General features: G+C 71.4%; 25 protein-coding genes and 1 pseudogene. 10 read left to right on the top strand and 16 right to left on the bottom strand.

The features are described from left to right. Positions 1-12 precede the first annotated feature (12 nt). Both aztC and aztB read right to left on the bottom strand, forming a co-directional pair. Entirely contained in the window at positions 13-927 is a 915-nt protein-coding gene (gene aztC, locus JAP66_RS02060; protein WP_199429646.1) for a zinc ABC transporter substrate-binding protein AztC, read from the bottom strand. Between the two features lie 989 nt (positions 928-1,916). Continuing rightward, positions 1,917-2,735: pseudogene (gene aztB, locus JAP66_RS31915) on the bottom strand (zinc ABC transporter permease AztB); the annotation flags it as partial. A gap of 50 nt (positions 2,736-2,785) precedes the next feature. Here aztB and aztA point away from each other — a divergent pair. Beyond that, positions 2,786-3,577: a zinc ABC transporter ATP-binding protein AztA gene (aztA, locus tag JAP66_RS02050; protein WP_199429642.1), complete on the top strand. Its 792-nt coding sequence runs from the start codon at positions 2,786-2,788 to the stop codon at positions 3,575-3,577. After that, positions 3,564-4,397 carry a hypothetical protein gene (locus JAP66_RS02045; protein ID WP_199429635.1) on the top strand — a complete coding sequence of 278 codons (834 nt, stop codon included), beginning with the start codon at positions 3,564-3,566 and terminating at the stop codon, positions 4,395-4,397. The genes aztA and JAP66_RS02045 overlap by 14 nt, the downstream gene beginning before the upstream one ends. A 16-nt stretch (positions 4,398-4,413) precedes the next feature. Here JAP66_RS02045 and JAP66_RS02040 read toward each other — a convergent pair whose 3' ends face one another. Further along, a complete protein-coding gene (locus tag JAP66_RS02040) occupies positions 4,414-4,992 on the bottom strand; it encodes a CGNR zinc finger domain-containing protein (RefSeq protein WP_307849401.1) in 579 nt (192 codons plus the stop codon). Positions 4,993-5,208: 216 nt separating this feature from the next. On the opposite strand from JAP66_RS02040, the gene JAP66_RS02035 reads away from it, so the two are divergent. Then, on the top strand, positions 5,209-6,045 hold the full coding sequence (locus JAP66_RS02035; RefSeq protein WP_199429633.1) for an alpha/beta fold hydrolase: 837 nt from the start codon (positions 5,209-5,211) through the stop codon (positions 6,043-6,045). 55 nt (positions 6,046-6,100) lie between these two features. Here the strand turns inward: JAP66_RS02035 and JAP66_RS02030 are convergent, their stop codons facing one another. Together JAP66_RS02030 and JAP66_RS02025 are read right to left on the bottom strand one after the other, a co-directional pair. Further along, on the bottom strand, positions 6,101-6,850 hold the full coding sequence (locus tag JAP66_RS02030; RefSeq protein ID WP_199429631.1) for a metallophosphoesterase: 750 nt from the start codon (positions 6,848-6,850) through the stop codon (positions 6,101-6,103). 33 nt (positions 6,851-6,883) lie between these two features. Continuing rightward, positions 6,884-7,522 carry a maleylpyruvate isomerase N-terminal domain-containing protein gene (locus JAP66_RS02025; protein WP_199429629.1) on the bottom strand — a complete coding sequence of 213 codons (639 nt, stop codon included), beginning with the start codon at positions 7,520-7,522 and terminating at the stop codon, positions 6,884-6,886. A gap of 58 nt (positions 7,523-7,580) precedes the next feature. On the opposite strand from JAP66_RS02025, the gene JAP66_RS02020 reads away from it, so the two are divergent. From JAP66_RS02020 to JAP66_RS02010, 3 genes are all read left to right on the top strand, one after another. Next, a complete protein-coding gene (locus tag JAP66_RS02020) occupies positions 7,581-7,997 on the top strand; it encodes a MerR family transcriptional regulator (RefSeq protein ID WP_199429623.1) in 417 nt (138 codons plus the stop codon). After that, a complete protein-coding gene (trxA, locus tag JAP66_RS02015; RefSeq protein WP_210769528.1) occupies positions 7,997-8,344 on the top strand; it encodes a thioredoxin in 348 nt (115 codons plus the stop codon). Before JAP66_RS02020 ends, trxA begins: the two co-directional genes overlap by 1 nt. Positions 8,345-8,446: 102 nt before the next feature. After that, complete coding sequence (locus JAP66_RS02010) at positions 8,447-9,628, top strand: sialidase family protein (RefSeq protein WP_199429621.1); 1,182 nt, start codon at positions 8,447-8,449, stop codon at positions 9,626-9,628. Here the strand turns inward: JAP66_RS02010 and JAP66_RS02005 are convergent. The 4 genes from JAP66_RS02005 to ureA are packed head-to-tail and all read right to left on the bottom strand — an operon-like array spanning position 9,594 to position 14,808. Beyond that, complete coding sequence (locus JAP66_RS02005) at positions 9,594-10,904, bottom strand: MFS transporter (RefSeq protein ID WP_199429619.1); 1,311 nt, start codon at positions 10,902-10,904, stop codon at positions 9,594-9,596. The genes JAP66_RS02010 and JAP66_RS02005 overlap by 35 nt on opposite strands. Beyond that, on the bottom strand, positions 10,901-12,547 hold the full coding sequence (locus JAP66_RS02000; RefSeq protein WP_199429612.1) for an amidohydrolase: 1,647 nt from the start codon (positions 12,545-12,547) through the stop codon (positions 10,901-10,903). Before JAP66_RS02000 ends, JAP66_RS02005 begins: the two co-directional genes overlap by 4 nt. A gap of 12 nt (positions 12,548-12,559) precedes the next feature. Further along, complete coding sequence (locus JAP66_RS01995; RefSeq protein ID WP_199429610.1) at positions 12,560-14,236, bottom strand: urease subunit alpha; 1,677 nt, start codon at positions 14,234-14,236, stop codon at positions 12,560-12,562. Beyond that, complete coding sequence (gene ureA, locus JAP66_RS01990) at positions 14,233-14,808, bottom strand: urease subunit gamma (RefSeq protein ID WP_199429608.1); 576 nt, start codon at positions 14,806-14,808, stop codon at positions 14,233-14,235. Before ureA ends, JAP66_RS01995 begins: the two co-directional genes overlap by 4 nt. Before the next feature lie 88 nt (positions 14,809-14,896). Between ureA and JAP66_RS01985 the strand changes: the two genes are divergently transcribed. Continuing rightward, the gene (locus JAP66_RS01985) at positions 14,897-16,075 is read left to right on the top strand and encodes a PucR family transcriptional regulator (RefSeq protein ID WP_199429606.1); all 1,179 of its coding nucleotides are present in this window, start codon (positions 14,897-14,899) and stop codon (positions 16,073-16,075) included. A gap of 18 nt (positions 16,076-16,093) precedes the next feature. Here the strand turns inward: JAP66_RS01985 and JAP66_RS01980 are convergent, their stop codons facing one another. Both JAP66_RS01980 and JAP66_RS01975 read right to left on the bottom strand, forming a co-directional pair. After that, complete coding sequence (locus tag JAP66_RS01980) at positions 16,094-16,708, bottom strand: GNAT family N-acetyltransferase (RefSeq protein WP_199429604.1); 615 nt, start codon at positions 16,706-16,708, stop codon at positions 16,094-16,096. 120 nt (positions 16,709-16,828) lie between these two features. Then, positions 16,829-17,812: an alpha/beta hydrolase gene (locus JAP66_RS01975; RefSeq protein ID WP_199429602.1), complete on the bottom strand. Its 984-nt coding sequence runs from the start codon at positions 17,810-17,812 to the stop codon at positions 16,829-16,831. A gap of 170 nt (positions 17,813-17,982) precedes the next feature. Between JAP66_RS01975 and JAP66_RS01970 the strand changes: the two genes are divergently transcribed. Next, positions 17,983-18,441 carry a MarR family winged helix-turn-helix transcriptional regulator gene (locus JAP66_RS01970; RefSeq protein ID WP_199429600.1) on the top strand — a complete coding sequence of 153 codons (459 nt, stop codon included), beginning with the start codon at positions 17,983-17,985 and terminating at the stop codon, positions 18,439-18,441. Between the two features lie 30 nt (positions 18,442-18,471). Here JAP66_RS01970 and JAP66_RS01965 read toward each other — a convergent pair whose 3' ends face one another. Continuing rightward, complete coding sequence (locus JAP66_RS01965) at positions 18,472-19,635, bottom strand: acyl-CoA dehydrogenase family protein (protein WP_199429593.1); 1,164 nt, start codon at positions 19,633-19,635, stop codon at positions 18,472-18,474. A gap of 97 nt (positions 19,636-19,732) precedes the next feature. Further along, entirely contained in the window at positions 19,733-20,578 is an 846-nt protein-coding gene (locus JAP66_RS01960) for an HTD2 family dehydratase (protein WP_199429586.1), read from the bottom strand. Here JAP66_RS01960 and JAP66_RS01955 point away from each other — a divergent pair. Together JAP66_RS01955 and JAP66_RS01950 are read left to right on the top strand one after the other, a co-directional pair. Continuing rightward, positions 20,577-20,726 carry a hypothetical protein gene (locus JAP66_RS01955; protein ID WP_199429584.1) on the top strand — a complete coding sequence of 50 codons (150 nt, stop codon included), beginning with the start codon at positions 20,577-20,579 and terminating at the stop codon, positions 20,724-20,726. The two genes, JAP66_RS01960 and JAP66_RS01955, sit on opposite strands and share 2 nt — an antisense overlap. Before the next feature lie 32 nt (positions 20,727-20,758). Continuing rightward, positions 20,759-21,232 carry a nitroreductase family deazaflavin-dependent oxidoreductase gene (locus tag JAP66_RS01950; protein ID WP_307849400.1) on the top strand — a complete coding sequence of 158 codons (474 nt, stop codon included), beginning with the start codon at positions 20,759-20,761 and terminating at the stop codon, positions 21,230-21,232. Positions 21,233-21,346: 114 nt separating this feature from the next. On the opposite strand, the gene JAP66_RS01945 is transcribed toward JAP66_RS01950, so the two are convergent. The 3 genes from JAP66_RS01945 to JAP66_RS01930 are packed head-to-tail and all read right to left on the bottom strand — an operon-like array spanning position 21,347 to position 25,686. Beyond that, positions 21,347-22,960 carry an amidohydrolase gene (locus JAP66_RS01945; protein WP_199429582.1) on the bottom strand — a complete coding sequence of 538 codons (1,614 nt, stop codon included), beginning with the start codon at positions 22,958-22,960 and terminating at the stop codon, positions 21,347-21,349. Between the two features lie 51 nt (positions 22,961-23,011). Further along, complete coding sequence (locus JAP66_RS01935) at positions 23,012-25,081, bottom strand: Atu4866 domain-containing protein (RefSeq protein WP_235998650.1); 2,070 nt, start codon at positions 25,079-25,081, stop codon at positions 23,012-23,014. After that, positions 25,078-25,686: an amidohydrolase gene (locus JAP66_RS01930; protein ID WP_199429580.1), complete on the bottom strand. Its 609-nt coding sequence runs from the start codon at positions 25,684-25,686 to the stop codon at positions 25,078-25,080. The genes JAP66_RS01935 and JAP66_RS01930 overlap by 4 nt, the downstream gene beginning before the upstream one ends. Between the last annotated feature and the right edge of the window lie 432 nt (positions 25,687-26,118).

Here is a 26,118-nt window from a genome sequence, read left to right as displayed (position 1 = left end):
CCTCTCCTCTGTTCAGCCGACGAGTCCGTCGGCGATTGCCTCGGTGTTCGCACGCATCATTTCCAGATAGGTGGCGGCACCCTGGCCCGGCTCGGTCAGCGATTCCGAGAACAGCGGCACCACCTCGACCCGCAGCCCGGCCTGCTCCGCCAGCACCCGTGCCAGCCGGTCGGGCTGCGCGGAGTCGGCGAAGACCGTCCGCACTCCCGCCCGGCGGATCGTGTCCGCGAGCGACTTCAGGTCCGAGGCACTCGGCGAGGCGAGCGTGGTACCGCTGGGAATGACCGCACCGAGCACATCGAAGTCGTAGCGGCGGGCCAGGTAGCCGAAGACGTGATGGTTGGTCACGAGCCTGCGCCGCTCGGCCGGAATACGCCCGAACTCCGCGCTCATGTCGTCGTGCAGCGCCTCGAGCTCGCCGAGGTACCGGGCGGCGTTCGCCCGGATCACCCTTTCGTCGACGCCGTCGACGTGCTCGGTGACCCGGTCGGCGATCGCCCGCACGGCGGCACGTACTCGCTCCGGGTCGGTCCAGAAGTGCGGGTCCGCCTGTCCGGCCATGTCGTTGGTCGCGGCATCACCGAAGCGGATCGGGTCGACCTGCTCGCCGACCGGCAGCGTCGGCACACCGGACTCCGCGGCGGTCCGGACGTTGCGCAGCACGCCCTCCTCCAGGCCGAGTCCGTTGTAGACGACGAGTCCGGCGCTCTCCAGCCGGGCCGCCTCCTGCGCCGAGATGCCGAAGGAGTGCGGGTTCGCGTTGGGTTTCATCAGCACGGTCACCTCGGCTTCGGCGCCGACGACGTTGCGGGTGATGTCGCCGAGGATGTTGGTGGTGACCACCACTCCGGACCGGGCCGCTCCGGCGCCGCCCACGCAGCCGGTGAGCACGAGGAGCAGAGCCAGCAGCGCGGATGCGGCCCTCATCGTCCCGTCTCCACCATGTACGTGGGCTTGATGCCCGGCTCGAAGGTGCGGGCCACGCGGAGGTCGTCGCCGTAGTCGATCTCGTGGATCACGCCCGCGGCTGCCTCGTTGACGTAGGCCCGGCTGGTGTCGATCTCGATCACCGGCGGTTCCAGGTCGCCGCGTACGGGGCGGAAGAACAACGCGGTCCGTGCGGTCTCTGTACCGGTCTCGGCGTCGAGCGCGTGCAACACGCCGTCCTCGGTGAGGGTCAGCAGCGGCCCGCCCGCCCCGACCGTGTTCACCGCCACGGCAGGGCCGGTCTCCACGAGCGTCCACCTGCGTTCCGTCACGTCGAGCAGCCAGACTCCGCGCTCGCCTGCCCTCGCCGCGAGCGTGGCGCTTCCCGGGCGATGGCTGAACTCCCGCGCGCGGTCGGCGTCCGCCACCGGATGCGGATAGGGAATCCGCACCGTGCCTGCCCCGTCGCCGTCCCCGGTGACCAGCAGGGCACCGTCCGCGCAGCCGAAGACGGCGCCCCGCCTCGTCTCGACCGGACCGTGGGCTTCCGGGCAGCGCACACCCGGGGGCACGGTCGCGGCCTCGTGGTCCTCGCGCGGCGCGCCGACGTCGGATACCTCTGTGCGGTAGTAGTGCACGTGGTCGCCGTGATCGACCGTCCAGGCGCCGCTGTCGACGACATGGACCGAGCCGTCCGCGCGGCCGAGCTGGGCGAACCGGCCGTCATCGCGGATGCCCGCGACCCCCTCCACCCTTCGCGTCTCGAAGATCTCCTCCGTGGTGAGGTCGAGGACGCGCACGGCGCCGGTGTCCGCATCGGCGAGCACCAGGCGGTACTGCGGCTCGGCCGTCTCCTCGGCGCCCTCGACGTAGCCGTGCGGAACCGGCTGCTCCGAAGGGGACGGATCCTCACCGCCGCATGCGCCGGGCAGCAGGACAGCGGCCAGGGCGGCAGCGGCGACCTTCCCCTTCCGCGAGATTCCGTTGCCCCGCCAGCGGTCCCGCACCACCGCGGCCGTGGCCGCGACGAAGAACAGTGTCACCGCCACGGCGGCGATCGTCGCCCCGGCGGCGGTCCCCCAGTGCCACGAGACGACGAGCCCCGTCACGGTCGCGCCCGTGCCGAGCACGGCGGCGCCGAGCATGATCACCGGGATTCGCCGGGCCCACAGGACCGCGGCGGCCGGTGGCGCGACCAGCAGCCCGAAGACGAGCAGCGTGCCGACGACATGGAAGGAGGCGACGATCGCGAGCGTGACCAGTCCGAGCAGCAGGGCCTGCGCCAGGCGTGGCCGCAGGCCGAGGGTGTGCGCCTTGCGCGAGTCGAAGGAGAGCGCGACGAACGAACGGTAGCCGAGCACCGAAACGACGGCCGCGACGAGGAGCGCGGCGGCTAGGTAGCCGAGATCCTGCTCGCGTACGGCGAGCACGTCGCCGAAGAGGAAGGCGGTCAGGTCGACGGCGAAGGACTGCGAGTGGGACACGATGATGACGCCGAGCGAGAGCATGCCGACGAAGAGCAGTCCGATGCTGGTGTCCTGAGACAGCCGCGAGGAACGGCCGAGCGCGGTCACGCCGACTGCCATCGCGCCCGCGCTGGCCGCCGCGCCGAGCGGCAGGTTGCCGCCGAGCAGTGCGGCGAGCGCGACGCCGGGCAGCATCCCGTGCGACATGGCGTCGCCGAGAAAGGCCATGCCACGCAGGACCACCCAGGTCCCGACCAAGGCGCAGACGAGAGAGACGAGCACACCACCCCAGAGCGCCCGTTGCACGAAGGAGACCTCGAACGGGGCCATCAACCATTCCACGGCGACTCACCCTATAGTGAAAACGGTTGTCATTACAAACAGGGAGAGTCATGCCACACCGTCACGCGAACGCCGAGGTGGCGATACACGACCTCACCGTCCGCTACGGCCGCCACGAGGTGCTGCGCGGACTCACGGCGCGAGTCCCCGCCTCGGCGGCGACCGCCGTCGTCGGCCCCAACGGATCCGGGAAGTCGACCCTGCTCGGCGCGATCGCCGGGGTCGTCACGCCCGCCTCGGGTTCCGTCGCGCGGCACGGGACGGGCCGTCCGGCGTTCGTCGTGCAGCGCAGCACGGTCGCGGACGCGCTGCCGATCACCGTGCGCCAGACCGTCGCGATGGGACGGTGGGCGCACCGGGGACCGTGGCGGCGGCTGACCCGGAAGGACAGGTCGGTGGTCGAGGACACCATGGCGCGGCTCGGCATCCTGGACCTGGCCGAGCGGCAGCTCGGCGCCCTGTCCGGCGGTCAGCGCCAGCGGGCTCTCGTCGCCCAGGGACTCGCCCAGGAGTCGGACCTGTTGCTGCTCGACGAACCGGCGGCCGGACTGGACATGACGGCCCGGCGGCACATCGCCGAGGCACTGGCCGACGCCACGGCGCGTGGCGTCACCGTCGTCCACGCGACGCACCACCTGGACGACGCGATGCGGGCGGAGCACTGCCTGCTGTTGCGGGAGGGCCTGCTGGTCGCGGAGGGTTCTCCCGCGGGAATACTGCGGAACCGGCACGGCGGATGTCACGTCTCAGTGCATGCGATCAAGGACGGGGGCGAGGCAGTGGGTGATGCGGGAGAGGCCATCGGCGGCCTGGCCAAGGACGCGTGGGATGCCATCTTCTAGCTCTCTGACGCGTCCCCCGGAATGGCCGGCCGGCGACGGCGCGAGGTACCGGGTCGCGCTGGTGTTCGTCGTGGGGCTCGGCATCGCCTGCGTTCCCGTCGGGTTCGGCTTCGCCGCGATCGGCAGGCCGGCCGCGCTCAAGTACCTGCTGCTGCTCGCCGCCCTCTTCCTGCTGACGGCGGCGTACGGCCTGGTGACGAGGGTGCGCCCGCCGCACCGCCCCGGCGACATCGGGATCACCGAGTACGCCGGCCACCCGGCCACGGAGATCCGCTACTCCGGGCAGGCGTTCGCGATCATGGCCGCGCTCCCGGGTTGCCTCGCCGCGATCTGCCTGCTCGCGGCGATCGACTTCGCACGCGCAGGGGAGGACGTCCCGGCGGCACCGTTGGGTACGGCGCTGACCGGACTGGCGGCGGCCTTCTTCCTCAGCTTCTTCGTGTTCCTCGCACTCGGCAGGCTGCGGCGTGGCCGGATCGTGCTGGCCCAGCAGGGGATTCACCAGCGGGGCCGCGCCTTCTCCTCTTTCCTGCCCTGGGAGGCGTTCGCCGGGGTCAAGGCCGCCTACAACGGCACGCCCGAGGTGCTGGTGATCGCCTATGCCAACGTGCCGTGGGAGAAGCGGCAGCTCGGCGGCGTGTGGAAACTGGACAAGCTGCCGCCCGTACCGATGATCGAGATCGACACGACCGCGCTCGCCCTCGACCCGAACCTGGTGTATCACCTGGTGCGTTTCTATGTGGACAATCCCGCCGCTCGCGTGGAACTCGGCACCGGGGCGTCGATCGAGCGCGCACGGGCGGGCACGTTCGACCGGTGATTCCGGTCCCCGCTGATCACTGCCGCTGCCTGCGGGCGCGGTGGTTGGCGACGTTGAGCCGGTTGCCGCAGATCTCCGGCATGCAGTAGCGGCGCCGCCCGGCCCTGCTGGTGTCGACGAACATCCCGTCGCACACCGGAGATGCGCAGTGCCGGAAACGGTCGTGACTGAGGCTCCGCAGGGCACCCAGGATCCCCGTACCGATGAGGACGGCCAGTTCGTCGGCGAGTGACGCCTGCCGCGTGGTCGTGACATACCACTGCCAGCGGCCTTCGGCGTCCCGGTGCAGCGCCGGGCCGGTGCCCGCTCGTGCGACCAGCCTGTTCGCACCGTCGACGACGTGCTCCTCGGCCGGGCCCTCCAGCACCCGGCGTACCTCGCGGCGGAGGGCGTGCACCTGGTCCAGGTCGTCACCGCTCGGCGGACGGTCGCCCGGCAGGGAATCGGGGTGGACGTCGCGCTCGCTGAGGAAGCGGGCCAGAACGGCCGGGTCGGCGAGGGCCTCACCGGTGCTCCGGCGCACCGCGGGCGCGGTGTTGACCAGATCGGTCCCGACGCTCGCACCGAAGGCGTAATCGGTAAAAGGTATCTTCACGCCTTACTCCCTGCTACTGTAAGCGGCATAAGTCGAATATAGCCCTTAGGGCCGGTACCTGGTTCCAGTAGGCGCGGCGTGGTGCCTGGTCATGCCTCGTGAGTGCTCAGCCGAGTTAGGACTCGGCTGAACACTCACGACCGGTGACCTGCGGAAACAGTGCGCCCCAGTCCGTCCAGCAGGTTCGAAGACAGCTTCTCAGCAAGGAGAACGGTGATGACCACACCCACGAAAGCCGCGACATGGCGGCTTCCCCACCGCGTTCGCGTATCGGGCGGCGAGGTCGCCACCGACGTCGTGGGGCAGGGCCCGCCGGTGATCCTGGTGCACGGCACGCCTGCCTGCTCCTACCTGTGGCGGAGTGTCGTCCCGGCACTGGCGAGCAGGAACACCGTCCACGTATGGGATCTGCTCGGCTACGGCGACTCCCACCCGGATCCCGGCGTCGCGCCGTCCATCGCCACGCAGGCCCGCACACTGGCCGAGCTCGTCGAGCACTGGGGCCTCGACACACCGAGCCTGGTCGGGCACGACATCGGCGGCGGAATCGTGCTGCGGACCCACCTGATCCACCAGGTGCCGGTTCGCCGGCTCGCGCTGCTCGACGCGGCCGTCCTCGGCCCGTGGAACACGGCGTTCACCGAGCACATGCAGCGCCACGAGGACGCCTACCGCAGTATGCCGCCGCACGTCTTCGGCGACATCATCGCGGCACGCCTCCGTACGGCGACCCACCGGCCGATGTCCGGCGCCGTCGCGAGCGCCTACCTCGCTCCATGGGCAGGCCCCACCGGGCAGCAACGCTGGGTCGACCAGGTCGCCGGCGTCAGCTTCGAGGACACCCGCGAAGTCGTCACCCGGCTGGACCGGATCACGGTTCCCACCCTGGTGCTCTGGGGCGAGCGAGACCAGTGGCTGCCGCCCACCACCGGCGACCGCCTGGCCGCCGCGATCCCCGCCGCCCGCAAGGTCACGGTGCCCGGCGCAGGGCACTTCGTCGCCGAGGACAACCCGGGGGACACCGCCGACGCGCTCCTGCGCTTCCTCGACTGACCTCGGCCGACGGCCGCGGCGAGACCCGGTTACGGGCGGCGGGCGAGACGAGCAGTCAGACCTGGCGATCCACGACGCGGTAGTGGGTGGTGAGCCTGCCGTCGTCGCCGAGGACGTGGAAGGCGATCATCGGTGGCAGGCCGTAGTCGACGGTTTCACCCCGTTCCCAGGGCAGCAGCAGCGTCGACGACACGCTGGGGGCGACCAGGACGGGCCGTCCCGCGAACGTCGTCGCGGCCGCGGTATGGGCGTGTCCACAGAGGATCGCCGCCACCTGTGGATGGCCGGCGATGAGAGCGGCGAGGCGCTCCTCGCCCCGCTGCCGGATGTCGTCGACATACGGGATGTGCAGCGCGACCGGCGGGTGGTGGAAGCAGACGAACACGGGCTTCCCGGCCGGTGCGTCTTCGAGCACCTCGCCGAGCCAGCTGATCGTCTCATCGGCGAGAAAGCCGTCGTCGCGCCCGGGGACACTGGAGTCGGCGACGGCGAGGACCGCGCGCTCGGTCGCATACACCTGGTTGGCCGGCGCGTCGCCGCCGTTCCGGCCGAGCAGCACCTCGCGCAATCGCGCGCGGTCGTCGTGGTTTCCCGGGCAGGTGAGAACCGGGCCGGGAACCGAGAACAGCTCGCGGGCCTCTTCGTACTCGGAGACCGTTCCGTGGTCAGCGATGTCGCCCGTGACGACGACGGCGTCCACCGGCCGCGTCAGCCCGGCGAGATAGGCCATCACCCGGGCCGTCCGGCCGGCGTTGCGCGCACCGCCGTCGAGATGGGTATCGCTGAGGTGGGCAAGGACGATCACCGGTTCTCCAAGGGACTCGGCCTCATTAGCTGCTCAGAAGGCGGCGATCGTATCCGGGGCCCGCTCGGCCCGGCTGAACGCGCGCACGACGGCTGCCGCGCCATGACGGCGAACGGCCAGCCGGGAGAGCAGGTCGACCACGGTGTCCACCGCGCCCCGCGGGAACGCAGGCATGGCGACACCCACACTGACCGCCAGATCGTCGGAGTGCACCACGAGCTCCATCATCCTGGTGATCAGCAGGTCGTCGAGCAGCAACGACCACGGCCCCCACAACGGAATGCGCACCGGCCGGTCGGCCACCGACGCGAGGGTGTCCGTCAACTCCCGCGCGGCCGAGTCGACCCGCGCCGCCAGGGCCGCGGGCCCTTCGGCCGCGATCTCGTCGCCACCGCGGCGGATCCGGACGTTGATCTCGTCGTCGAGATCGGCGCCGATCCACTTCGCCCGGTCGTAGTGCTCCAGCAGGGAGATCGTCTCCTCCGTCGGCACCGGCCCGGTCAGGGCTTGGGGGAGCGCCAGGATCTGGTAGGCCAGGTGCCCGGCGAGGCCGCCGACACCGAACTCCGGTAGCGCGCTCGGCCCGTTCCACGCGGCCGCGATCGCAGGCTCTCGCAACAGGTCGGCGGCCACGCGGGCCGTGGAAAGGAAGTCGTCCCTCGTATCGGCCATTCCCGCACTCTCCTCGGATCTGGCCTTGCCGCCAACGGCAAGGTCTACGCTCGAACGCATGCGAATCGGGGAGCTCGCCAGACGTGCCGGAACGACGACCCGCGCGCTGCGATTCTACGAGACACAAGGGCTGCTCCGGGCGCGCCGCTCGGCGAACGGCTACCGGGAGTACGAAGACGAGGACTTCCGGCTCGTCGAGGAGATCCGGACCTTGCAGGCCATCGGGCTCAGCCTCGAGGACACCCGGCCGTTCGTCGAATGCCTGCGTGCGGGCCACGAGTCCGGTGACTCCTGCGACGACTCGATCGAGGTCTACCAGTGCAAGCTGGCGGAGGTGAACGCCTGCATCGACCGGCTCGGTTCGGTGCGGGCCACCTTGCTGGCCAAGCTGGCCGCGGCACTGGAAGCACCTCCCGGACCATGCGGTGTGGCGGAGTCCACGGCCGGCCGGGCGAGCACGACGGAGGAGTCCTGATGTCACTGACACACCTGCCCGGAGTGATCTCCGCGGTCACCGAAGAAACCTTCGCACGGGAGGTCGTCGAGCACGACAAGCCCGTCCTCGTGGACTTCTGGGCGCAGTGGTGCCCGCCCTGCCACATGATCCTCCCGGTGCTCACCGAGATCGCGGACGAGCGCGCCGATTCGCTCACCGTCCGCAAACTCGATACCGACGAGAACCCCGCCACCACGCGGGACTACCAGGTGACGTCGCTGCCGACACTGCTGCTCTTCCGCGCCGGCCTGCCGGTGTGGACACTCGTCGGCACGCGGCCCAAGGCGAGGTTGCTGGCCGAGCTGGACGCGGCTCTGCACCCGTAGCCGGTAGCCGCTGCGCCGTCCGGCCGTACCGGTCTTGACCGAGGAGGTCAGGACGCCTAGCTTCTCCTGACATAGGACATCCTATGTCTAGAGGAGTTGCCGATGCCCGCCGTGTCCCGCCGCGCCGCCCTGTCCCTGACCGCCGCCGCACTGGCCGGGCTCACCGTCGCCCCGGCCGCCGCGGCGGCACCACCCGCGCCGTGCACGGCCTCCGTGCCGTACACGTCGGGCACCGGCGGTTACCACACGTTCCGCATCCCGGCGCTGGTGCGCACGGCCTCGGGCGAGCTGCTCGCGTTCGCCGAGGGACGCGTCGAGTCGGCGGGCGACACCGGTGCGATCGAGGTCGTCCTGCGCCGGTCCGCCGACGGCGGCTGCACGTGGGGACCGCTGTCGGTGGTGTCGAGCAACGGAGACGCCACGGCGGGCAACCCGAGCCCGGTCGTGCTCGGCAACGGTGACATCGTCCTGCTGACCACGCGCAACGGCCGGGTCACCGAGCGGGAGATCATGGCGGGCACGGTGTCCGATGAGGACACCCGCCGCGTCTTCGTCCAGCGCAGCACCGACGGCGGTTCGACGTGGTCGGCCGCACGGGAGATCACCGGCGAAGCCAAGGCGGCCGACTGGCGCTGGTACGCCACCGGGCCGGGGCACGCGATCGTGCTCCGCCATCGCGAGCACGCCGGGCGCATCGTCGTGCCCGCCAACCATTCCAGCGCACCACCCGCGGGCTCCCCCGACATCGGCACCGAGGCCAAGTACTACGGCGGGCACGACCTGCTCAGCGACGACGGCGGCCACACGTGGCGCATCGGCTTCAGTGACGACCGCACCGACGGCCACCTCGCGGCCAACGAGACCACCGTCGCCGAGCTGCCCGACGGCACGCTGTACTTCAACAGCCGCGACCACGGCACCGCGCCGGGCCACCGGGTCGACGCCTACAGCACCGACGGCGGCGAGACGCTCGTCGAGCCATACCAGGCCCAGCCAAGCATTGTCGGCCCGCGCGTGCAGGGTAGCGTGCTACAGACCAGCAAGCGGGACGTGCTGCTCTACTCAGGACCGTCCGATCCGGACGCTCGTCGCTCGATGAGCGTCCGCATCAGCGACGACGGGGGCCGCACGTGGCGCGATGCCAGCACGGTCTCCGACGCCCCGGCCGCCTACTCCGACCTCGCACAGCTCGACCGGCGCACGATCGGCCTGCTGTACGAGACCGGCGAGAGCGGCCCGTACGAAACCATCACGTTCGAACGGCTCCCGCTGCCGAGGGCGTGAACCGGTGGGCGAGCAGCCCGCCGAGCGCCGTCGACACGGCCAGCAGTCCCAGCAGCAGCGCCACCGACCACGACCGCCCGTCGCTGGCGATGACCAGCGCGCTCGCGGCGAGCGGCACGAAACCGCTGACCACGCCGCTGAGGTTGGCGGAAATCGCCACCCCGCTGTAGCGCAGCCTGACCGGGAACAGCCCGGCGAGCAGCGCACCCGAGACCGCGTAGGGCACCGAAATGCAGTTGATGCCGACGGCAATGGCGACGATCACCAGCACCGGGTTGCGGGTGTCGATCGCCCAGAAGACCGGGAAGGCAGCGACCGCCGAAACCAGGCCGCCCCACAGGCACACCTTGCCGGGGCTGAACCGGTCGGCGAGCCGCCCGCCGACGAGCAGCGTGCCGATCTCGACGAACGCCGCTACCAGCGTGGCGCCGAGCATGAGCGACCTCGGCAGGCCGAGCTGGGTGGTGCCGTAGCTGATGACGAAGGTGGTGAGCAGGTAGAAGCCGCCGATGCCGATCAGCGAGGCCGCGAGTCCGATCAGCACCTGCCGCCAGCAGCGGCGGAACAGCTCGACGGCGGGCACGGAGGCGCGGTCGTGCTCCACGAGCAGTCGCTGGAACAGCGGCGACTCGCCGACCCGGCGGCGCAGGTACAGCGCGACCGCGAGCAACGGGAACGCGGCCAGGAACGGGATCCGCCAGCCCCAGGCGTCGAAGGCGCTGTCCGGCATGAGCGAGACGAAGTAGAACGCGCCCGAGGACAGCAGCGTGCCGACGGGCGAGCCGATCTGGGGCAGCGCGGCGAAGCGGCCGCGCTGCTCCGGTGGCGCGTGCTCGACGGCCAGCGTCACCGCGCCGCCCCACTCACCGCCGACCGCGATGCCCTGTAGCACCCGCAGCGTGGTCAGCAGCAGCGGCGCGGCGAGGCCGATCGCGGCGAAGTCGGGCAGCAGGCCGATCAGGCCGGTCACCACGCTGATCAGCGTCACGGTGATGAGCAGCGTGCGGCGGCGGCCGATCCGGTCGCCGAGGTGCCCGAACAGCACGGCTCCGAGTGGCCTCGCCAGGAACCCGACCGCGAAGGACGCGAAGGCGGCCAGGGTCGCCACCGCCGCGTCCCCGGTGGCGAAGTAGAGCCGGTTGAACACGATCGACGCGGCGGTGCCGTAGAGGAAGTAGTCGTACCATTCGAGCGCGGTGCCGACGAAGGCGGCGAACGCGACCTTGCGTGCCTCGGTCGCGTTCGCCGCCGTGCCGCCGGTGACGGTCTCGGTCACGGGGACTCCCGGTGGTCGATGGGGACGCTGGCAATGTCCTCCGTGCCGTGCATCGCGCGTCCGGCGACGAACGTGGCGAGCACGCCGATGCCGTCGATCTCGGAGCTGGGCACGGAAGTCGGTTCGTCGTCGAGCAGCACCAGATCGGCATGCATGCCCGCGGTGATCCGGCCACGTTGGTGCTCCTGGCCCGCGGCGAACGCCGAATGCGTGGTGAAGGCTCGCAGCGCCTCCTCGGCGTCCACGCGCTCGTCGGGGCTCAGCACGGCCCCGGCCTGACTGGTGCGCTCGACCATCGAGCGCATCCCGGCCAGCGGCGCGCCGGTGGACACGCACGGCCGGTCGGAGCTGCCCGGCACCCGCAGCCCGGCGTCCAGGAACGACCGGTGCCGGTAGAGCCAGGGAACACGGTCGGCGCCGATCGCCCCTGCCATCGTGTCGCCGATCTCGTAGAGGAAGCGGGCCTGCGGCACGGGAACGATGTTCAGCGCCGCCATCCTGGCGAGCTGGTCGGGTCGCGTCATCCCGGCGTGCTCGATGCGGTGCCGGGCATCCGGCCTCGGCAGCAGCCGCTGCGCCTCCTCCAGGATGTCCAGGGTGAGATCGACGGCCCGGTCGCCGATGGCGTGCGCGGCGATCCGCCAGCCACTGCGATGCGCCGCCAGGATGCGCCTGCGCAGCACGTCCGGGTCGTCGCCGAGCACGCCGAGACCGCCGTGGCCGTGGAACGGCTCGGTGACGGCCGCGGTACGGCTGCTCAGCGCGCCGTCGGTGAAGATCTTCATCGGGCCGATGCGCAGGAAGTCGTCGCCGAAACCGGTGCGCAGTCCGAGATCGAGGCCCACGGTGTCGTCGACGAGTGGGTGCAGCACCTCGCTCGCCGGCATCAGCTCCACCCGCACCGGCAGCTCACCGCGGGCCCTGGCCAGCTGGTAGGCCGCAGCCTCGGCGGGGCTGTGGCCGATCCAGCCGCCGCCGATCCCGGCCTCGGTGACGTGGGTCAGTCCCTCGGTCACGTACACCCGCGCCGCCCGCGCGATCGCCGCAGCCAGCTCCTCCACCGGGTACGGCTTGACCAGCGCGTCCACCAGCTGCTGCGCCTGCTCGGCCAGCAACCCGGTCGGCTCGCCGTCCGCGTCGCGGGACACGACCCCGCCCGCAGGCACCGGCGCCGTACCGTCCAGCACCCCGGCCTTGGCCAGGATCGCGCTGCTCGCCACGCACATGTGCGCGGAGCGGTGCTTGAGCCACACCGGGCGGCCTCCGCCCGCGCGGTCCAGCTCCGCGCGTGCGGGATGGCCGCCGAGCACGAAGTCGTCGTAACCGGAGCCGATCACCCAGCCGTCTGCGGGCAGCGCCGCCGCCCGCGCGGCGACCAGGTCGTAGACCTCCTTCGGCGTGCGGCACGCCGACAGGTCGAGCTCGGCCAGGGAGAGGCCGTACCAGACCATGTGGTTGTGCGCGTCGGCGAAGCCGGGGGTGAGCACCGCGCCGTCGCAGTCGACGACCGCGCGCGCGGAGAGGTCCGCGACCTCCTCGTCGACGCCGACGATGCGCCCGCCGAGCACCCCGACGGTGTTCGCACGGGGCCGTTCGTCGGTCATGGTCAGGGCACGCACGTCCCGCAGCAGCAGATCCAGCACCGCGATCTCTCCTCAAGCCAGATGGTGTAACCGGGTCAGCGGCAGCGTATGGGCGCGGTGCACGTCCACCGGAGTGCCGTCGAGAAGAACGGGTCCCGGGTCGAGCGGCACCCGCACGTCCGGGGTCGCGCTGTTGCGGATCATGTCGGCACTGCTGAGGTCGCGGCTGTCCCGGACCGCGACGTAGCGCGGCCCGCTCGGCAGCGCGGCGCGGTCGGCCGCGTCGGCGACGAAGACGGTGGAGAGCCTGCGCGGCGCGGCGCCGAGGCCGCCGAAGAACGGGCGCTGCACACGTGGCTGGGTCAGCCGCGTCGAGCCCGAGCCGGAGCCGTTCGCGCCCCACGCGACGAACCCGGACTTGATCACCAGCTCCGGTTCGGCGCCGAACCATGCCGGGTGCCACAGCACGATGTCGGCGAGCTTGCCCGGCGCCAGGGAGCCGACCTCGTGCGCCATCCCGTGCGCGATCGCCGGGTTGAGGGTGATCTTGGCGAGGTAGCGCAGCACCCGGTCGTTGGCCGGATGGCCGGGGCCGGTCTCCCCGGCGAGCATGGCCTGCACGTGGGCGAGCTGCCAGGTGCGCCGGGCGGTCTCGGCGATGCGGCCCATGCCCATCGAGTCGGAGTTGACGATGCTGATCGCGCCGGTGTCGTGCAGGGCGTTCTCGGCGGCGATCGCGTGCTCGCGAATCCGGCTGCCCGCGATGGCATGGTCGCTCTCCAGCAGGGAGTGTCCCCTGTGCACGGTCATGGTCATCGGGACCAGCTCGGCGGCGGTGGCCGGCGTGAGCGGCAGGGTGGGTGTGGTGGAGGAGGTCAGCACGTGCGGCGTGCCGACGATCTCCAGCAGGTCGGGATGCCCGCCTCCGCCCTCGACGTGGTAAGCGTGCACGGTGCGCCCCCTGGTGGCGTCCAGGGTGTCGGCGAGGAAGCCCGACTCGTTCAGCGTGTCGGTGTGCAGCGCCACCGGCAGGTCGGCCTCGTCCGCCACGTCGAGACAGGTGTCCACGATGGACGGTGTGGCTCCCCAGTCCTCGTGGATCTTGAACCCGCCCGCGCCCGCGTAGACAGCCTGTTCGAGCAGGTCGGTGGACGACGAGGACCCGCGCGCCAGGAAGGCGACGTTGATCGGCACGTCGCGCCACGCCGCGAGCATCGTGTACAGGTTGTTCGCCGGGTTCGCACCGACGTCCCACACGCCGCCGATCCCCATCCCGACCAGGGACGTGACGCCCGCGGCCAGTGCGGCGGGCACGACCTCGGGGCTGGAGAGGTGCACGTGCGAGTCGACCACGCCGGGCGTGGCGATGAGCCCTTCACCGGTGATCATCGCGGTGTGCGAGTCGACGACGAGCTCCACGCCGTCGACCGTCTGCGGGTTCCCCGCCCTGCCGACGCCGACGATCCGGCCGTCCTTCACTCCGATGTTGGTCTTGCGCACGCCGAGCAGCGGGTCGAGCATGAGGACGCCGAGCACCACCAGGTCGAGCGCGCTGTCCCGGCCCGCCCTGCCCGTGACGAGCAGCCCGTCCCGCGCGGTCTTGCCGCAGCCGCCGAGCAGCTCCTCGCCCGGCTCGGTGTCGTCGCGCTCGACGCGGACCCACAGGTCGGTGTCGGCCAGCCGCACCAGGTCGCCGGTGGTCGGGCCGTAGACCGCCGCGTAGGTGTCGCGGTCCATCCGGGTCGTCATCGCCGCCCTCCCGTCGGGATCACCGTCAGTTCTCGCCGTTCCCCGGCGCCGAGGCAGACGGCCGTGCCCGCCGGGATCGCCAGCCGGTACCCGGCCAGGTCCTCCTCCGCGTGCACGGCCCTGTTGAGCTGGTCCAGGGGGAAGTGCGAGGAGACCCAGACCGACCTTGCGCCGCGGTTGTGGAAGGTGACCACGCGGCGCTCGCGGCCCGCGGCCAGCTCGATCTCGCCCTGCGCGGCCCGCACGGCGCCCGGCACGTCGTCGCCGGGCGGCCCGAACGGGCGCGGCACGTGCACCAGCGCGGTGCCGTGCGGAAACAGCGCCTCGACCTGCACCGAGGGCACCGCCCCTGCGACGCCGGGCTGGAGCTGGCCGGGGCCGAGCAGCTCACCGGCGCGGCGGACGACCTCCTCGATGTCGAGGCCGTCCCACGCCATCTCCAGCACCTCGTCGCAGACGTAGGCGATCGCGTCGGGAACGCCGAGCCGCGCACCACGGGCCAGCCTGCGGCGGGCCAGCTCGGCGGCGGTGAACAGCGTCAGCCGTTCCTGCTCGCGCGGGGTCAGGTGCATAGCGCTCCCTCCTGGGAGCCACTGTCACCTGTTCACCAGCCCAGAACAATGGCGTATCGCCGCCACTTCGACGGTCTAGATTGTGCTCATGCACACTCCGCTGCACCCGTCGGTGCCCCCGGACGGCCCGCTGCGCCGGCTGGTGCACGCCTGCCTCGACGACCTCGACGAGCTGGTCGCGGTGTTCGTCGGCGAGTTGCGCGAGGTGGAGCCCTACGCCAGCGGGGCGGTGCCGTGGCCGGAGCTGCGCGAGCACGCCGAGGGCAGTCTCGAACTGCTGCTGCGGCTCATCGGCGGCATGCCCGTGCCGGAGCGGCTCGGTGATCTGTGCGAGCGGGTGGGCAGGCGTCGCGCCCAGTACGGCGTACCACTCGAGGTGCTGCTGCACGCCGTGCGGCTCGACTTCCGCGTGCTGTGGGACGCGCTGGTGCGCCGGGTGCGCGCCGAGGATCTCGCCGCGCTCGTGCACGGGGCCGTGCGGGTGTGGGCGGCGGTGGATCACCACACGACGCGGATCCACCTCGCTTACCTGGCCGAGGCCGCCGTGCTGGCCAGGGAGCGTGAGCACGAGCGCGGGCGGCTGGTGGCCAGGCTGCTCGCCACCGACGCACGCGACAGCCAGGTGCTGGCGCAGGTCGCGACCGCGCTGGAGGTCGACGTGAGCGGCCGGTTCGCCGTGGCCGCCGCACCACTGGCGGAGAGCGGTCCGCTGCGCAGGGCGGCCGACGCGTTGCAGGCCGCCGGCGTCGCCGTGCACGTACAGGACGTCGACCGCCGACCCGTGCTCATCGCGCAGCTCCCTGACGGCACGTCCGCGGTGCCCGAGCGATGGCTCTCCGGCGTGCCGTGCGGCCTGGCCCCGGTCGCGGCCTCGCTCACCGACGTGCCCAGGGTGGTCCGGATCGCCGTCGAGCTCGCCGCGACCGAGGAGACCGATCCGCGGCCACGGGGGCTGACCGACGCCTGGCCCTCGCTCGTCGCGGGCCGGCTCGGCGAGCTCGGCGACGCACTGGCCGCCGAGGTCCTGTCCACTCTGGACGAGACGGGGCCGACCGAACGGGCCAGGTTGATCGAGACGGCGTGGGCCTACCTGCGGACCGGCTCGGCGGGCGCTGTGGCGGCCGAACTCTTCTGCCACCGCAACACGGTGCTCAACCGGCTGCGCAGGCTCACCGAGCTCACCGGCTGCGACCTCGGCAGGCCGGAGGACGCGGCGCTCGTCCTGCTGGCGCTGACCTGCCACACCGGTACGCGGCGAAGTCCATGATCGCCCGACCGGCGCGGCTCACCTGTTCGCCGACTGGCCGGCCCGCGCCGTCAGCCGCGCGGCCAGCCGATCTCGGGTGGCAGGCCACTCCTCCCGCAGAATGGAGAAGACGGCGGAGTCGCGGAACGTGCCGTCCGCGCGCCGCTTGTGCCGGCGCAGCACGCCTTCCCGTGCCGCACCCATCTTCTCGAGCGCCGTCTGCATGGGCGTGTTGAGCACGTCCGTCTGGAACATGAGGCGGCCGAAGCCGCAGTCGTCGAAGACGTGGCCGAGCAGCGCCAGATTGGTGGCCGCGTTGACGGGGGTGCCCCACACCACCGGCGAGTAGGCCGTGCCGCCCAGCATGCAGTGCTCGTTCGTCAGGTCTATGTCAAGAAGGCTGACGGTGCCGACCAGGCCTCCGTCGGCGGCGGCGCGTACCGCATACGCGACACCGCCTGCGATGAGCTTGTCCACCACCGCTCGCATGCCGGCAGGCTCGGTGGGCCGGGCCGCCGGGCCACCTGCCCAGCCACCGGCCCAGACGCGTTCGTCGTCGAAGGCGGCGAAGAGTTCGGCCGCGTCCTCCGGCTGCAGTACGTCGAGCCGGACCACGTCGTTGCTGAGGCTGCGTCCGTCTGGGGCGATCGTCATCCGGGCAGTGTACACGGTATGCAGAATACAATACCGCCGATCGGGGCACCCGGCCTCGCCGGGAAGGTGGAGGGCGCCTTCCCTGCGCTCACCGCCGGGAAAGCGCCGGTCACGGCCGGATCAGCCGGTGGCGAACGCGGTCCGCAGCGCGGCGACCGCCTGGTTGATGGCGGCCTCGGCCGCGTGCGTCTCGCGCAGCGCGTTGAGCATCACGAAGTCGTGGATGGTGCCCAGGTAGCGGACGGCGGTCACCGGCACGCCGGCCTGCCGCAGCTTCGCGGCGTAAGCCTCACCCTCGTCGCGCAGGACGTCGGCCTCGGCCGTGATCACGAGTGCGGGCGGCAGCCCGGTCAGATCCTCGGTGGTGGCCCGCAGCGGCGAGGCCGTGATCTCGGTACGGCGGTCGTGGTCCGGCAGGTACTGGTCCAGGAACCAGCGCATCGCCTCGAGAGTGAGGAAGTAGCCACCCTCGCCGAACCGCCGGTACGACTCGGTCGGCGACTCCAGAGTCGTGTCGGTGACCGGGTAGAACAGCACCTGCTGCACGAAGCGCACGTCGCCGCGCTGCTTGGCGAGCAGCGTCACCGCGGCGGTCATGTTCCCGCCGGCCGAGTCGCCCGCGATCGCGATGCGCGCCGAGTCGAGGTCGTGCTCGGCGCCGTGGCGAGCGACCCACGTCGCGACGGCGTAGTTCTCCTCGACGGCGACGGGATAGCGAGCCTCGGGTGCCCGGCTGTACTCGGGAAACACGACGGCGGCACGGGCACCGACGGAGAGCTCGCGGACCAGCCGGTCGTGAGTGTGCGCGTTGCCGAAAACCCACCCGGCGCCGTGCAGGTAGACCAGCACGGGTAGCGGGCCGGTGACGCCGGCGGGCCGCACGATGCGGACCTGGACGCCACGGACGTCGCCGTTCGGGTCACCGGGAACGGTGAGATCCGTGACGTCCACGTCGGGCTTGGCGACGTCGCCGGACTGCACCTCGTCGACCGTGCGGCGGCCCTCGGCGGGACCGAGTTCGTACAGGAACGGCGGCTGTGCGGTCGCCTCGACGAAGGCCTGGGCTGCGGGCTCGAGGGCGAGGTTGTGCGGGTTGGCGGCCATGACTGGCTCCTCTGCGGCGGGATCGATGTGAACGAGCAGAACAGTAGCGAGCGATTAAGTTGTGCGCAACTAAATAGCCTACTATGAGATGTTGGACACTTAAGTTGCGCGATCACCGCTTGGTCCGGCAGCATGGGCTGGTTCACCGACCACCCGGCGAGGAGGTAGCCATGGCGGCCGACGCGGTCGTACCCCGGCTCGACGAGCAGCTGTGCTTCGCGCTGCACGCGGCGTCACGCGCCGTCACCGGCCTGTACCGACCGTTGCTCGACGACCTCGGCCTGACCTACCCGCAGTACCTGGTGATGCTCTCGCTGTGGGAGCACGGGGACCGCGGGGTGAAGGAGCTCGGCCAGGCACTGTGCGTGGACTCGGGCACGCTCTCGCCGCTGCTCAAGCGCCTGGAGAAGGCAGGGCTCGTGCGCCGCGAGCGCCGGGGCGATGACGAGCGCTCGGTGCGGGTCACGCTGACCGAGGAGGGCGACCGGCTGCGGGCGAAGGCCGTATCGCTGCCCGGGGTCGTCGGCGAGGCCATGGGCCTGGGCCCCGCCCAGATCGACGAGCTGCGCACCACGCTGCACCAGCTGACCGATTCGGTGAATCGCTACCGCGCGAACCTCGACGGCTGAGCGCTGGAGGGCAGGGCGCACCGGCCGAGTTCAGTCCCCGGAGATGCCACCCCGCGCGACGAGCTGCGACACGATCACGTTGCGCTGGATCTCGTTGGTGCCCTCCCCGACGATCATCAGTGGCGCGTCCCTGAAGTAGCGCTCGACGTCGAACTCCGTCGAGTAGCCGTAACCGCCGTGCACGCGGATGGCGTTGAGCGCGATCTCCATCGCCACCTCGGAGCAGAACAGCTTGGCCATCCCGGCCTCCATGTCGGAACGCTCGCCGCTGTCGAAGCGGTGCGCGGCGTGCAGCAGCAGCTGCCGCGCGGCGGTGAGCTTGGTGGCCATGTCGGCGAGGTGGTTGCCGACGGACTCGTGCTTCCAGATCGGGCGGCCGAACGCCTCCCGTTCCTGCGCGTAGCGAAGGGAGTCGTCGAGTGCCGCCCTCCCCACACCGGTCGCACGCGCGGCGACTTGGATGCGGCCGATCTCCAGCCCTCGCATCATCTGCCCGAACCCGGCGCCCTCGGTCTCCCCGAGCAGCGCGTCCGCGGGTACCTGGCAGTCCACGAAGGACAGCTCGCAGCTCTCGACGCCCTTGTAGCCCAGCTTGGGCAGGTCCCTGGAAACGGTGAAGCCCGGGACCTTCTCCATGAGCAGGACGCTGATTCCCCTGTGCGCGGGCTCGGCGGCGGGGTCGGTCTTGCACAGCAGGGCCACCAGACCGGCCTTGCGCGCGTTGGTGATCCAGGTCTTCGTGCCGTTGACGACGTAACCGCCGTCGCCGTCGCGGCGCGCGACCGTCCGCATCGCCTGCAGGTCCGAACCGCCACCCGGCTCGGTGAGTGCCATCGTCGCCCGCAGCTCGCCCGTGGCCATGCGCGGCAGGTACCTCTGCTTCTGCTCCTCCGTGCCGTGGTCGAGCAGGAGTTTCGAGACCACGGTGTGCCCGCCCATCGCGCCTGCCAGGCTCATCCAGCCCCGCGAGAGTTCCTCGGTGATCATCGCGTAGCAGGGGGTGGAGACCCGCACGTCGCCGTAAGGTTCGGGAATGGCCAGCCCGAAAACGCCCATCCCCTTCATCTGCTCGATGAGCTCCTCCGGATAGGTGTCGGCGTGCTCCAGCTCGCGCACCTTCGGCCGCACCTGCCTGTCCACGAAGTCGCGGACGGTGGCGACCATGGCCTGCTCGTCGGTGTTGAGCCCGTACATTCTCAGCCTTTCCTTTCGCGCAGCGGCGGAGAGCACCCGTTGCACCCCTGGCGGTCTCGACGAGCGGGATGAGCGCGGGCCGGTCCGGTCAGCTGTCTCATTCCGGCTCCACCCGCGCCGTGGCGTGGGTGTGCCCGCCCGCGCCGGTGACCGCGAGCTCGGCCGCGCTGCCCTCCCGCTCGCCGTGCACCAGGATCGACTCGCCGCAGAACACCGGTCGGCGCAGCCGGAAGTCCACCGAGCGGACCGGTCGCGGTTCGTGCCGCCGCACCAGCTCCAGCATCAGCAGCACCAGCAGCGGTCCGTGCACGACGAGCCCCGGGTACCACTCCACCTCCGTGGCATACGGGGCGTCGTAGTGGATGCGGTGGGCGTTGGCGGTCAGCGCGCTGAACCGGAACAGCAGCGCGGGATCGGTCACGGGAGTGAGCTGCCACGCCGCCGACGACTCGGGCGGCGGCCCCGTGGCCGCGGTGAACCTCCTGCGCGAGTCCTCGCCCGAGCGGTAGACGTAGTCGACCTCCTCGACGACCCTCGGCTCGCCTGCCTGCCTGAACTCGGAACGCACCGTCACGAAAGCCATCTCGCCGGTGTTGCCGTGCTTCACCACGGCACTTTCCACTGTGGACGCCCGCTCGGCGGCAAGCCCTACCTCCAGGGGCGTTGACACGCGCAACCGGCCGCCCGCGAACATGCGGCGGCGATCGGGAACGGGCGGGAGGAAGTGCCCGCCCGAGGGATGGCCGTCGGCGCCGAGCTCGGCCTGGGGCGGCCATTCGAGGAAGTGCAGCCAGTGCCACAGCGGCGGCAGCGGGTCGCCGCGCCGTGCCGCGACCGGCTGGTCGAGCACCGCCGAGAGCGCCGCGACCGGACCCTCGGAGATGACGTCGTGATCGGTTGTCGGCCCCGGCTTCCAGCCGTCGAGATGTTGTCGCAGCGACATGACTTCCTTACCGCTCATCGTGCTTGCCCAGCCCCGGTGCCGGGACGGCCGGCGCCTGCTCGCCATCGAACACGATCCGCGGCCCCGGCGCGAGATGGGTGCCGACCGATCAGGAATCGAGAAGCACCGGGCGGCAGGCCGCGGCTAGCGTGACCGGCGAGAGCGACCGGAGGTAGCAACATGACGGACAACAAGCAAGCAGGCAGTCGCGGACAGCGCAAGAGCGGTTCGCCAGGCGCGATGTCACGGTGGGTGCAGCGGCGAATGAACGCCCGTACGAACGCCCGTATCCGACGTAAAGGCGGCAGGGTGATGGGCATGGACCTGCTGATCCTGCAGACCGTGGGTCGTCAGACGGGGCAGCCGCGGGAAACCCCTGTGACGTGGTTCGCCAACGGTGAGGACGACTGGCTGATCGTCGCATCGGGCGGCGGGCGCAGGCACCCGGACTGGTACGTCAACCTGATGGCGCACCCGGACCGGGCGTCGATCGAACTCCCCGGCCGCGGCACCGTGCCGGTGACGCCGCACCGGCTCGACGGCGCCGACCGGGAACAGGCATGGCAGCGCATCGTCGACGCCCAGCCCCGCTACGCGAAGTACCAGCGCAAGAGCGACCGGGAATACCCGGTTGTCCGGCTCACCCCGCGCTGACCGACCAGGGCGCTCGGTGTTCAACACGGTCGAACGTTGGACGGGCGTGGACCTCGTGAGTGCGCACGCGAGTTAGAACACTGTTACGCACTCACGACCGGTGGCCTGCGGCCGCTACGCCGCACGGCCCTCTTCACTCACGAGCCGCCCGCCCACATAGGTGTGGCGCACCCCGACCTGCGCGATACCGGACGGGTCGATGGCAAGCGGGTCCTGGTCGAGCACGACGAAGTCGGCGAGGAAACCCGGTGCGAGGCGTCCCTTGCGGTTCTCGTCGCCGCTGGCCGCGGCCGAACCGACCGTGTAGACCGCGAGGGCCTCGGCCGCGCTGATCCGCTGCCGCTGCCCGACGAGCGCGCCGTCGTCGATGCCACGGCGGGTCACCATGCTCTGCATCCCGAGCAGTGGCTCGAACGGGCCGCACGGGTAGTCCGACGACCCGGCGACGGTGATCCCCGCGTCGAGGAACGACCGGTGCGCGAACATCCGGCCGACGCGTTCGGCGCCGTACCACGACTCCAGTGCACCGCCGTGGTACGCGGGATACCCGGCGAACGGCACGGCGACGAGGTCAAGGGCCCGCATGCGCCGCAGGATCTCGTCGTCGATCAGCGTGCAGTGCTCGATGCGATGACGAAGGCCCGGCTTGGGATCGGCCCTTGCGACGTCCTCGTAGATGTCGAGCAGCAGCCGGATCGCGGCGTCGCCGTTGGCGTGCACGCCCATCCGGTCGCCGTGGCCGTGCACGCTCGCGACCTGGTCGTGCAGCTCGCTGGTGCCGGTGATCTGCACACCCCGGTAGTCGGTGCCGACGAACGGCTCCGACAGCAGGCACGTGCGCCCGCCGATCGCGCCGTCCACGAAACTCTTGACGCCGACCAGTCGCAGATGATCGTCGCCGAAACCGCTGCCGACACCCAGTTCCCGTGCCTTGGCGTAATGGTCGACCGCCAGCAGCATGCCGGTGCGCAGCGTGAGGTCACCGGTGGCGCGGGCGCGGCGCAGCAGGGCGACGTCGGCCGGGGAGGTCAACGCGTCGCAGATCGACGTGAGCCCGGCGCGGTGCCACAGCTCGACGGCCCTGCGCAGGCCGGCCAGCCGCTCGTCCTCGCTGCTCGGCTCGATCGGGGAGCTCCCCTTTCCCGTCGCCGGGTAGAGGACGTCGAGCAGGGCACGTTCGATCAGCCGGCCGTCTAGCCTGCCACCGGCATCCCTGCCGAGGTCGCCACCGGGCGGCGGCTCGCTACCGTCGTGGTAGCCGAGGGCCGCGAGCGCGGCGCTGTTGGCCACGCCCCAGTGCGCGGCGATGTGCGTGATGATCACCGGCACGTCGCCCGCGGCGACGTCCAGCTCATGCCGCGTGAGCGAGCCCGTCTTGACGTCGTCGTAGCGGGCGCCCCGGACCCACCCGCCGGTCCGCGCCGAAGCCGCCTCGGCGCGGACCCGTTCGAGCAGGCCGTCGACCGTGCCCACGGTGGCGTGGGACAGGTCGAGGTGCAGCAGGTCCTCGGCCGTGAGTCCGATGTGAATGTGTGCGTCGTTGAACCCGGGAACGATAGTGGCGTCGCCGAAGTCGCACACCTCGGCCTCGGGAAAGCGCTCGCGCAGCGCGCCCGGCGAGCCGGAGGCGACGACGTGCTCCCCCACGACCGCGAACGCCTCGACGGGTCCCGCGGCCTGCGCGTGCACGGTCCGGGCCGTGAAGATCGTCGCCGGCGCGATGTCCATGCCAGATCACCTCTCGGATCCACCTTAGTCATCCCGGATGAGGCGGCCGCGCTATCGCCCCCCGCCGCGTGGATCACCGTCAGTGGTTCGGTGCAGTACGTACCCGGCGTGGTGCAGGATTCCGTTCACCTGTTGGCCGAAGGCCCAGAAGCCCTGGTCGTCGAGATAGGTGATCCGGTCCTCGTGCACCCAGTAGCGCCCGGTGTACGCGTCGGCGCGACCACCGCGTGTTTCGGAGTAGCGCCCGTGGGACGTCAGAAACTGTGTCATTCCCCGGTTCGGGTCGGTCCATGCGCCGGCCCAGCCGTCCCCGGGGTCGGCGGACGGCCGGGTTGGAACACCGTGACGAGCCTCGACCTGCTCGCCGACGACGACGGCGAGCAGGTCGCGGGGGCTGACAACGAGCATGTGGCGGATGCGGTTCTCGCGTACGGCCCCTCGGATCACGGCGAAGGCGGCGCGGTTGCCGGGTGCCAGGTCGTCGAGGTGGCGGTCGTGCGGGGGTCGAGCGTGGACGGCGCTGTCGACGAGCAGCGGCACCGCGGATGCGCCCGCCGCGGCGATGGTCACGGCGTCCGGTTGCGCCGGCAGGCGCCGAGTCCCGACGTGCGTCACCGTCCCGTCTGTCACGACGATGTCGGCCCTGGTCGTGCGCGAGGGGGTGATGTGCACGAGTGCGTCGCGGACGACGAGCGTGCCGGGGCGCGGGGTCATCGGGTGATCGCCTCCTGTCGGTCCGGCCAGGCGCGTGGCGATCGACTCGACGGATGCGTGCACCTGGTCGCGTAGGGCGGCGATGTCGACGCCGACGAGCCGGCGGTCCCACTTGCGCAGGCGTCCGGCGACCCAGACGGAGGTGATGTTGCTGCGCTCGGCGCCGAGCACGAGGGTCCCGACGGGGTCGTGCAGGGGCATGGTGTTGAGGTCCTCGGCGTCCACGACGATCAGGTCCGCCCGCTTGCCGGGGGTGAGGGATCCGGTGACGCCGTCGAGTCCGAGCGTGCGGGCGCCGGAGAGGGTCGCGAAGTCGAGCACGTCGCTGGTCGTGATCCGCACGGGTTCGGCCCCGGTGCCGTAGGTGGCGTGGACGGCACGCATGCGCTGGACGCTGAGCAGGGTGCGCATCTGGGTGAACATGTCCGAGGCGAGCGCGACCTCGACGTCGACGGATAGCCCGGGGTGGATTCCGTGGGCGAGTGCCTCGTCGACCGGTGGGACGGCGTCCTCGAGACCGATCTGGGTGTCGGAGGTGGGTGCGAGCGAGACGGTGACGCCGGCGTCGCGCATCGCCGACCACGCGTCTGCCGACAGGGCGGTCGAGTGGATGGATTCCAGGTGCGGCCCGAGCAGCCCCGCGCGCTGCCACCGCAGTATCGCTTCGGACGCGGCGGTCCCGAACATGACGTCGAGGCTCACGCCGATGTCGAGATCGGCCGCGACGCGCGCGAGGTCCGGACCGTAGGCGAGGCGGGGGCCGGCGATGTCCGGCGTGGCGAGCGCGGCGAGCCGCAGGGTGACGAGCCGGTCGTCGGAGGAGAAGTAGGTGGTCTTCAGCCGGGCGAGATCGGCTGGCCACTGCTGGTCCCAGCTGCCGAAGTGGGGGCCCATGGCGGCGTGTACCCCGCGGATTCCGGTGTCGAGCAGGGCGGTGACCGCGGCATCGGAATGCTCGCTGGTACGGGAGTTGTGCGAGAAGTCGAGCATCGTCGTGATGCCGCAGTCCAGAGCCGTCAGCGCGGCCAGCCGGGTGCCGACGTACATGTCGTGCGGGCTGTAGGCCGTGGCGAGGGTGGAGGTGAGGTAGCCGGCGAGGTCGTCGACGTCTGGGATGGTCCGCCGCATCTGTGCCTGCCACGCGTGGCGGTGGGTGTCCACGAAACCGGGAGCCACCACGGATCCGGTCACGTCAACGACGATGGCATCCGGCGCGTGGAGGCCGTGGCCGACGTCGGCGATGCGGTCCCCTCGGATCAGGAGGTCGGCGCCGTCGAGGGTGCCGAGCGTCGGGTCCATGGTCACCACCGTCGCGCCGGTGAGCAGGATGGCGCGGTCCGGGTCGGCCTCGGCGGCGAGCAGCGTGGTGGACAGCGCTTCCGAATGCTGGTGGGCGCGGGAGGTCATCGGTTCTCCTTACGCATGGTGTGGCCGGCGTGGTCGATGCGGTCGCCGTCGATCCGGTAGCGGCCGTCGGCAGTCAGCTCCTGATGCAGGAAGCCGCTGGTGTCGACGCCCACGCCGTTGCGGCTTGGGTCCACGGCGGTGCCGGTGAGCTCCGGGACGGAAGCGGCGGGTCGAGGGTCGACCGGAGTGCCGTGCCACCAGACCGGGACCCCGTCACGGAAGGCGGCGCGAAGATGCTGTGGTGCGGTCAGGGTGATGTGCATGGCGGCAGCGAGGTCTGGTGCATCGGTCCGGGCCAGGACAGCGAGGTGAGCGGGAGCGCCTGGAGCCAGCGTGCCCGCCGCGGTCCCGCGTGGCACCCCTGCCGGGACGGCACCGGCGTCGAGGACCGCTGGAACGACGGTCGTGCCGGTACCGCGGACTACGATGGCGCCGTCGTCCCCCGCCGCGGTGATCAGGCCGGGCCCGACGCCGACCACCAGGCCACCGCCAAGGAGGATGTCGGCGTGGTGCACGGTCCCGACGAGGGGGTCCAGGGCGTGCACCGTGACGTCGGCCAGGACGGCGTCGAGATCGGACCGCGTGAAGGTGGAGTGATCGTTCATACGGTTCACCTTCCGGTGGCGGCGCGGCGCCGGGAAGGCTCCGGTTCTCCTGGGAGTGCCTCACCCACAGTGAGCGCCGTACTCTCGAGGACGACCACGACGTTGGGCGCGTGTCTGGGGGCAGGCACCCAGGTCGCCCCGCGCGTGGCACGGCTTCCGCTGGCGGCCGACGTCGGGGTACCCGGCCCGTGGCGCGATGCTGCGCTTGCAGGCTTCCGGCGTGCGCTCAGGTGACGATCTCGTCAGCCGCATTGCTAGCGATCGTTGAGTTCTAACAAAGTCGTTCGACGTGTCGGTAGCAGATGACGCAGGGGACCGGTGACCACGACGCGGCCAGTATGGTGTCCGAACGGCGCCAGGAGGCGCTGGTCGGGCCCGTCACCACCGCCGCAACAGTCGCCCTGGCCCGGCGCGCTGGCGTAGCCCTGCGGG

Source organism: Qaidamihabitans albus, assembly GCF_016464705.1.
Classification (GTDB): Bacteria; Actinomycetota; Actinomycetes; order Mycobacteriales; family Pseudonocardiaceae; genus Qaidamihabitans; species Qaidamihabitans albus.
This window is presented reverse-complemented; position numbering and strand designations above follow the sequence as displayed.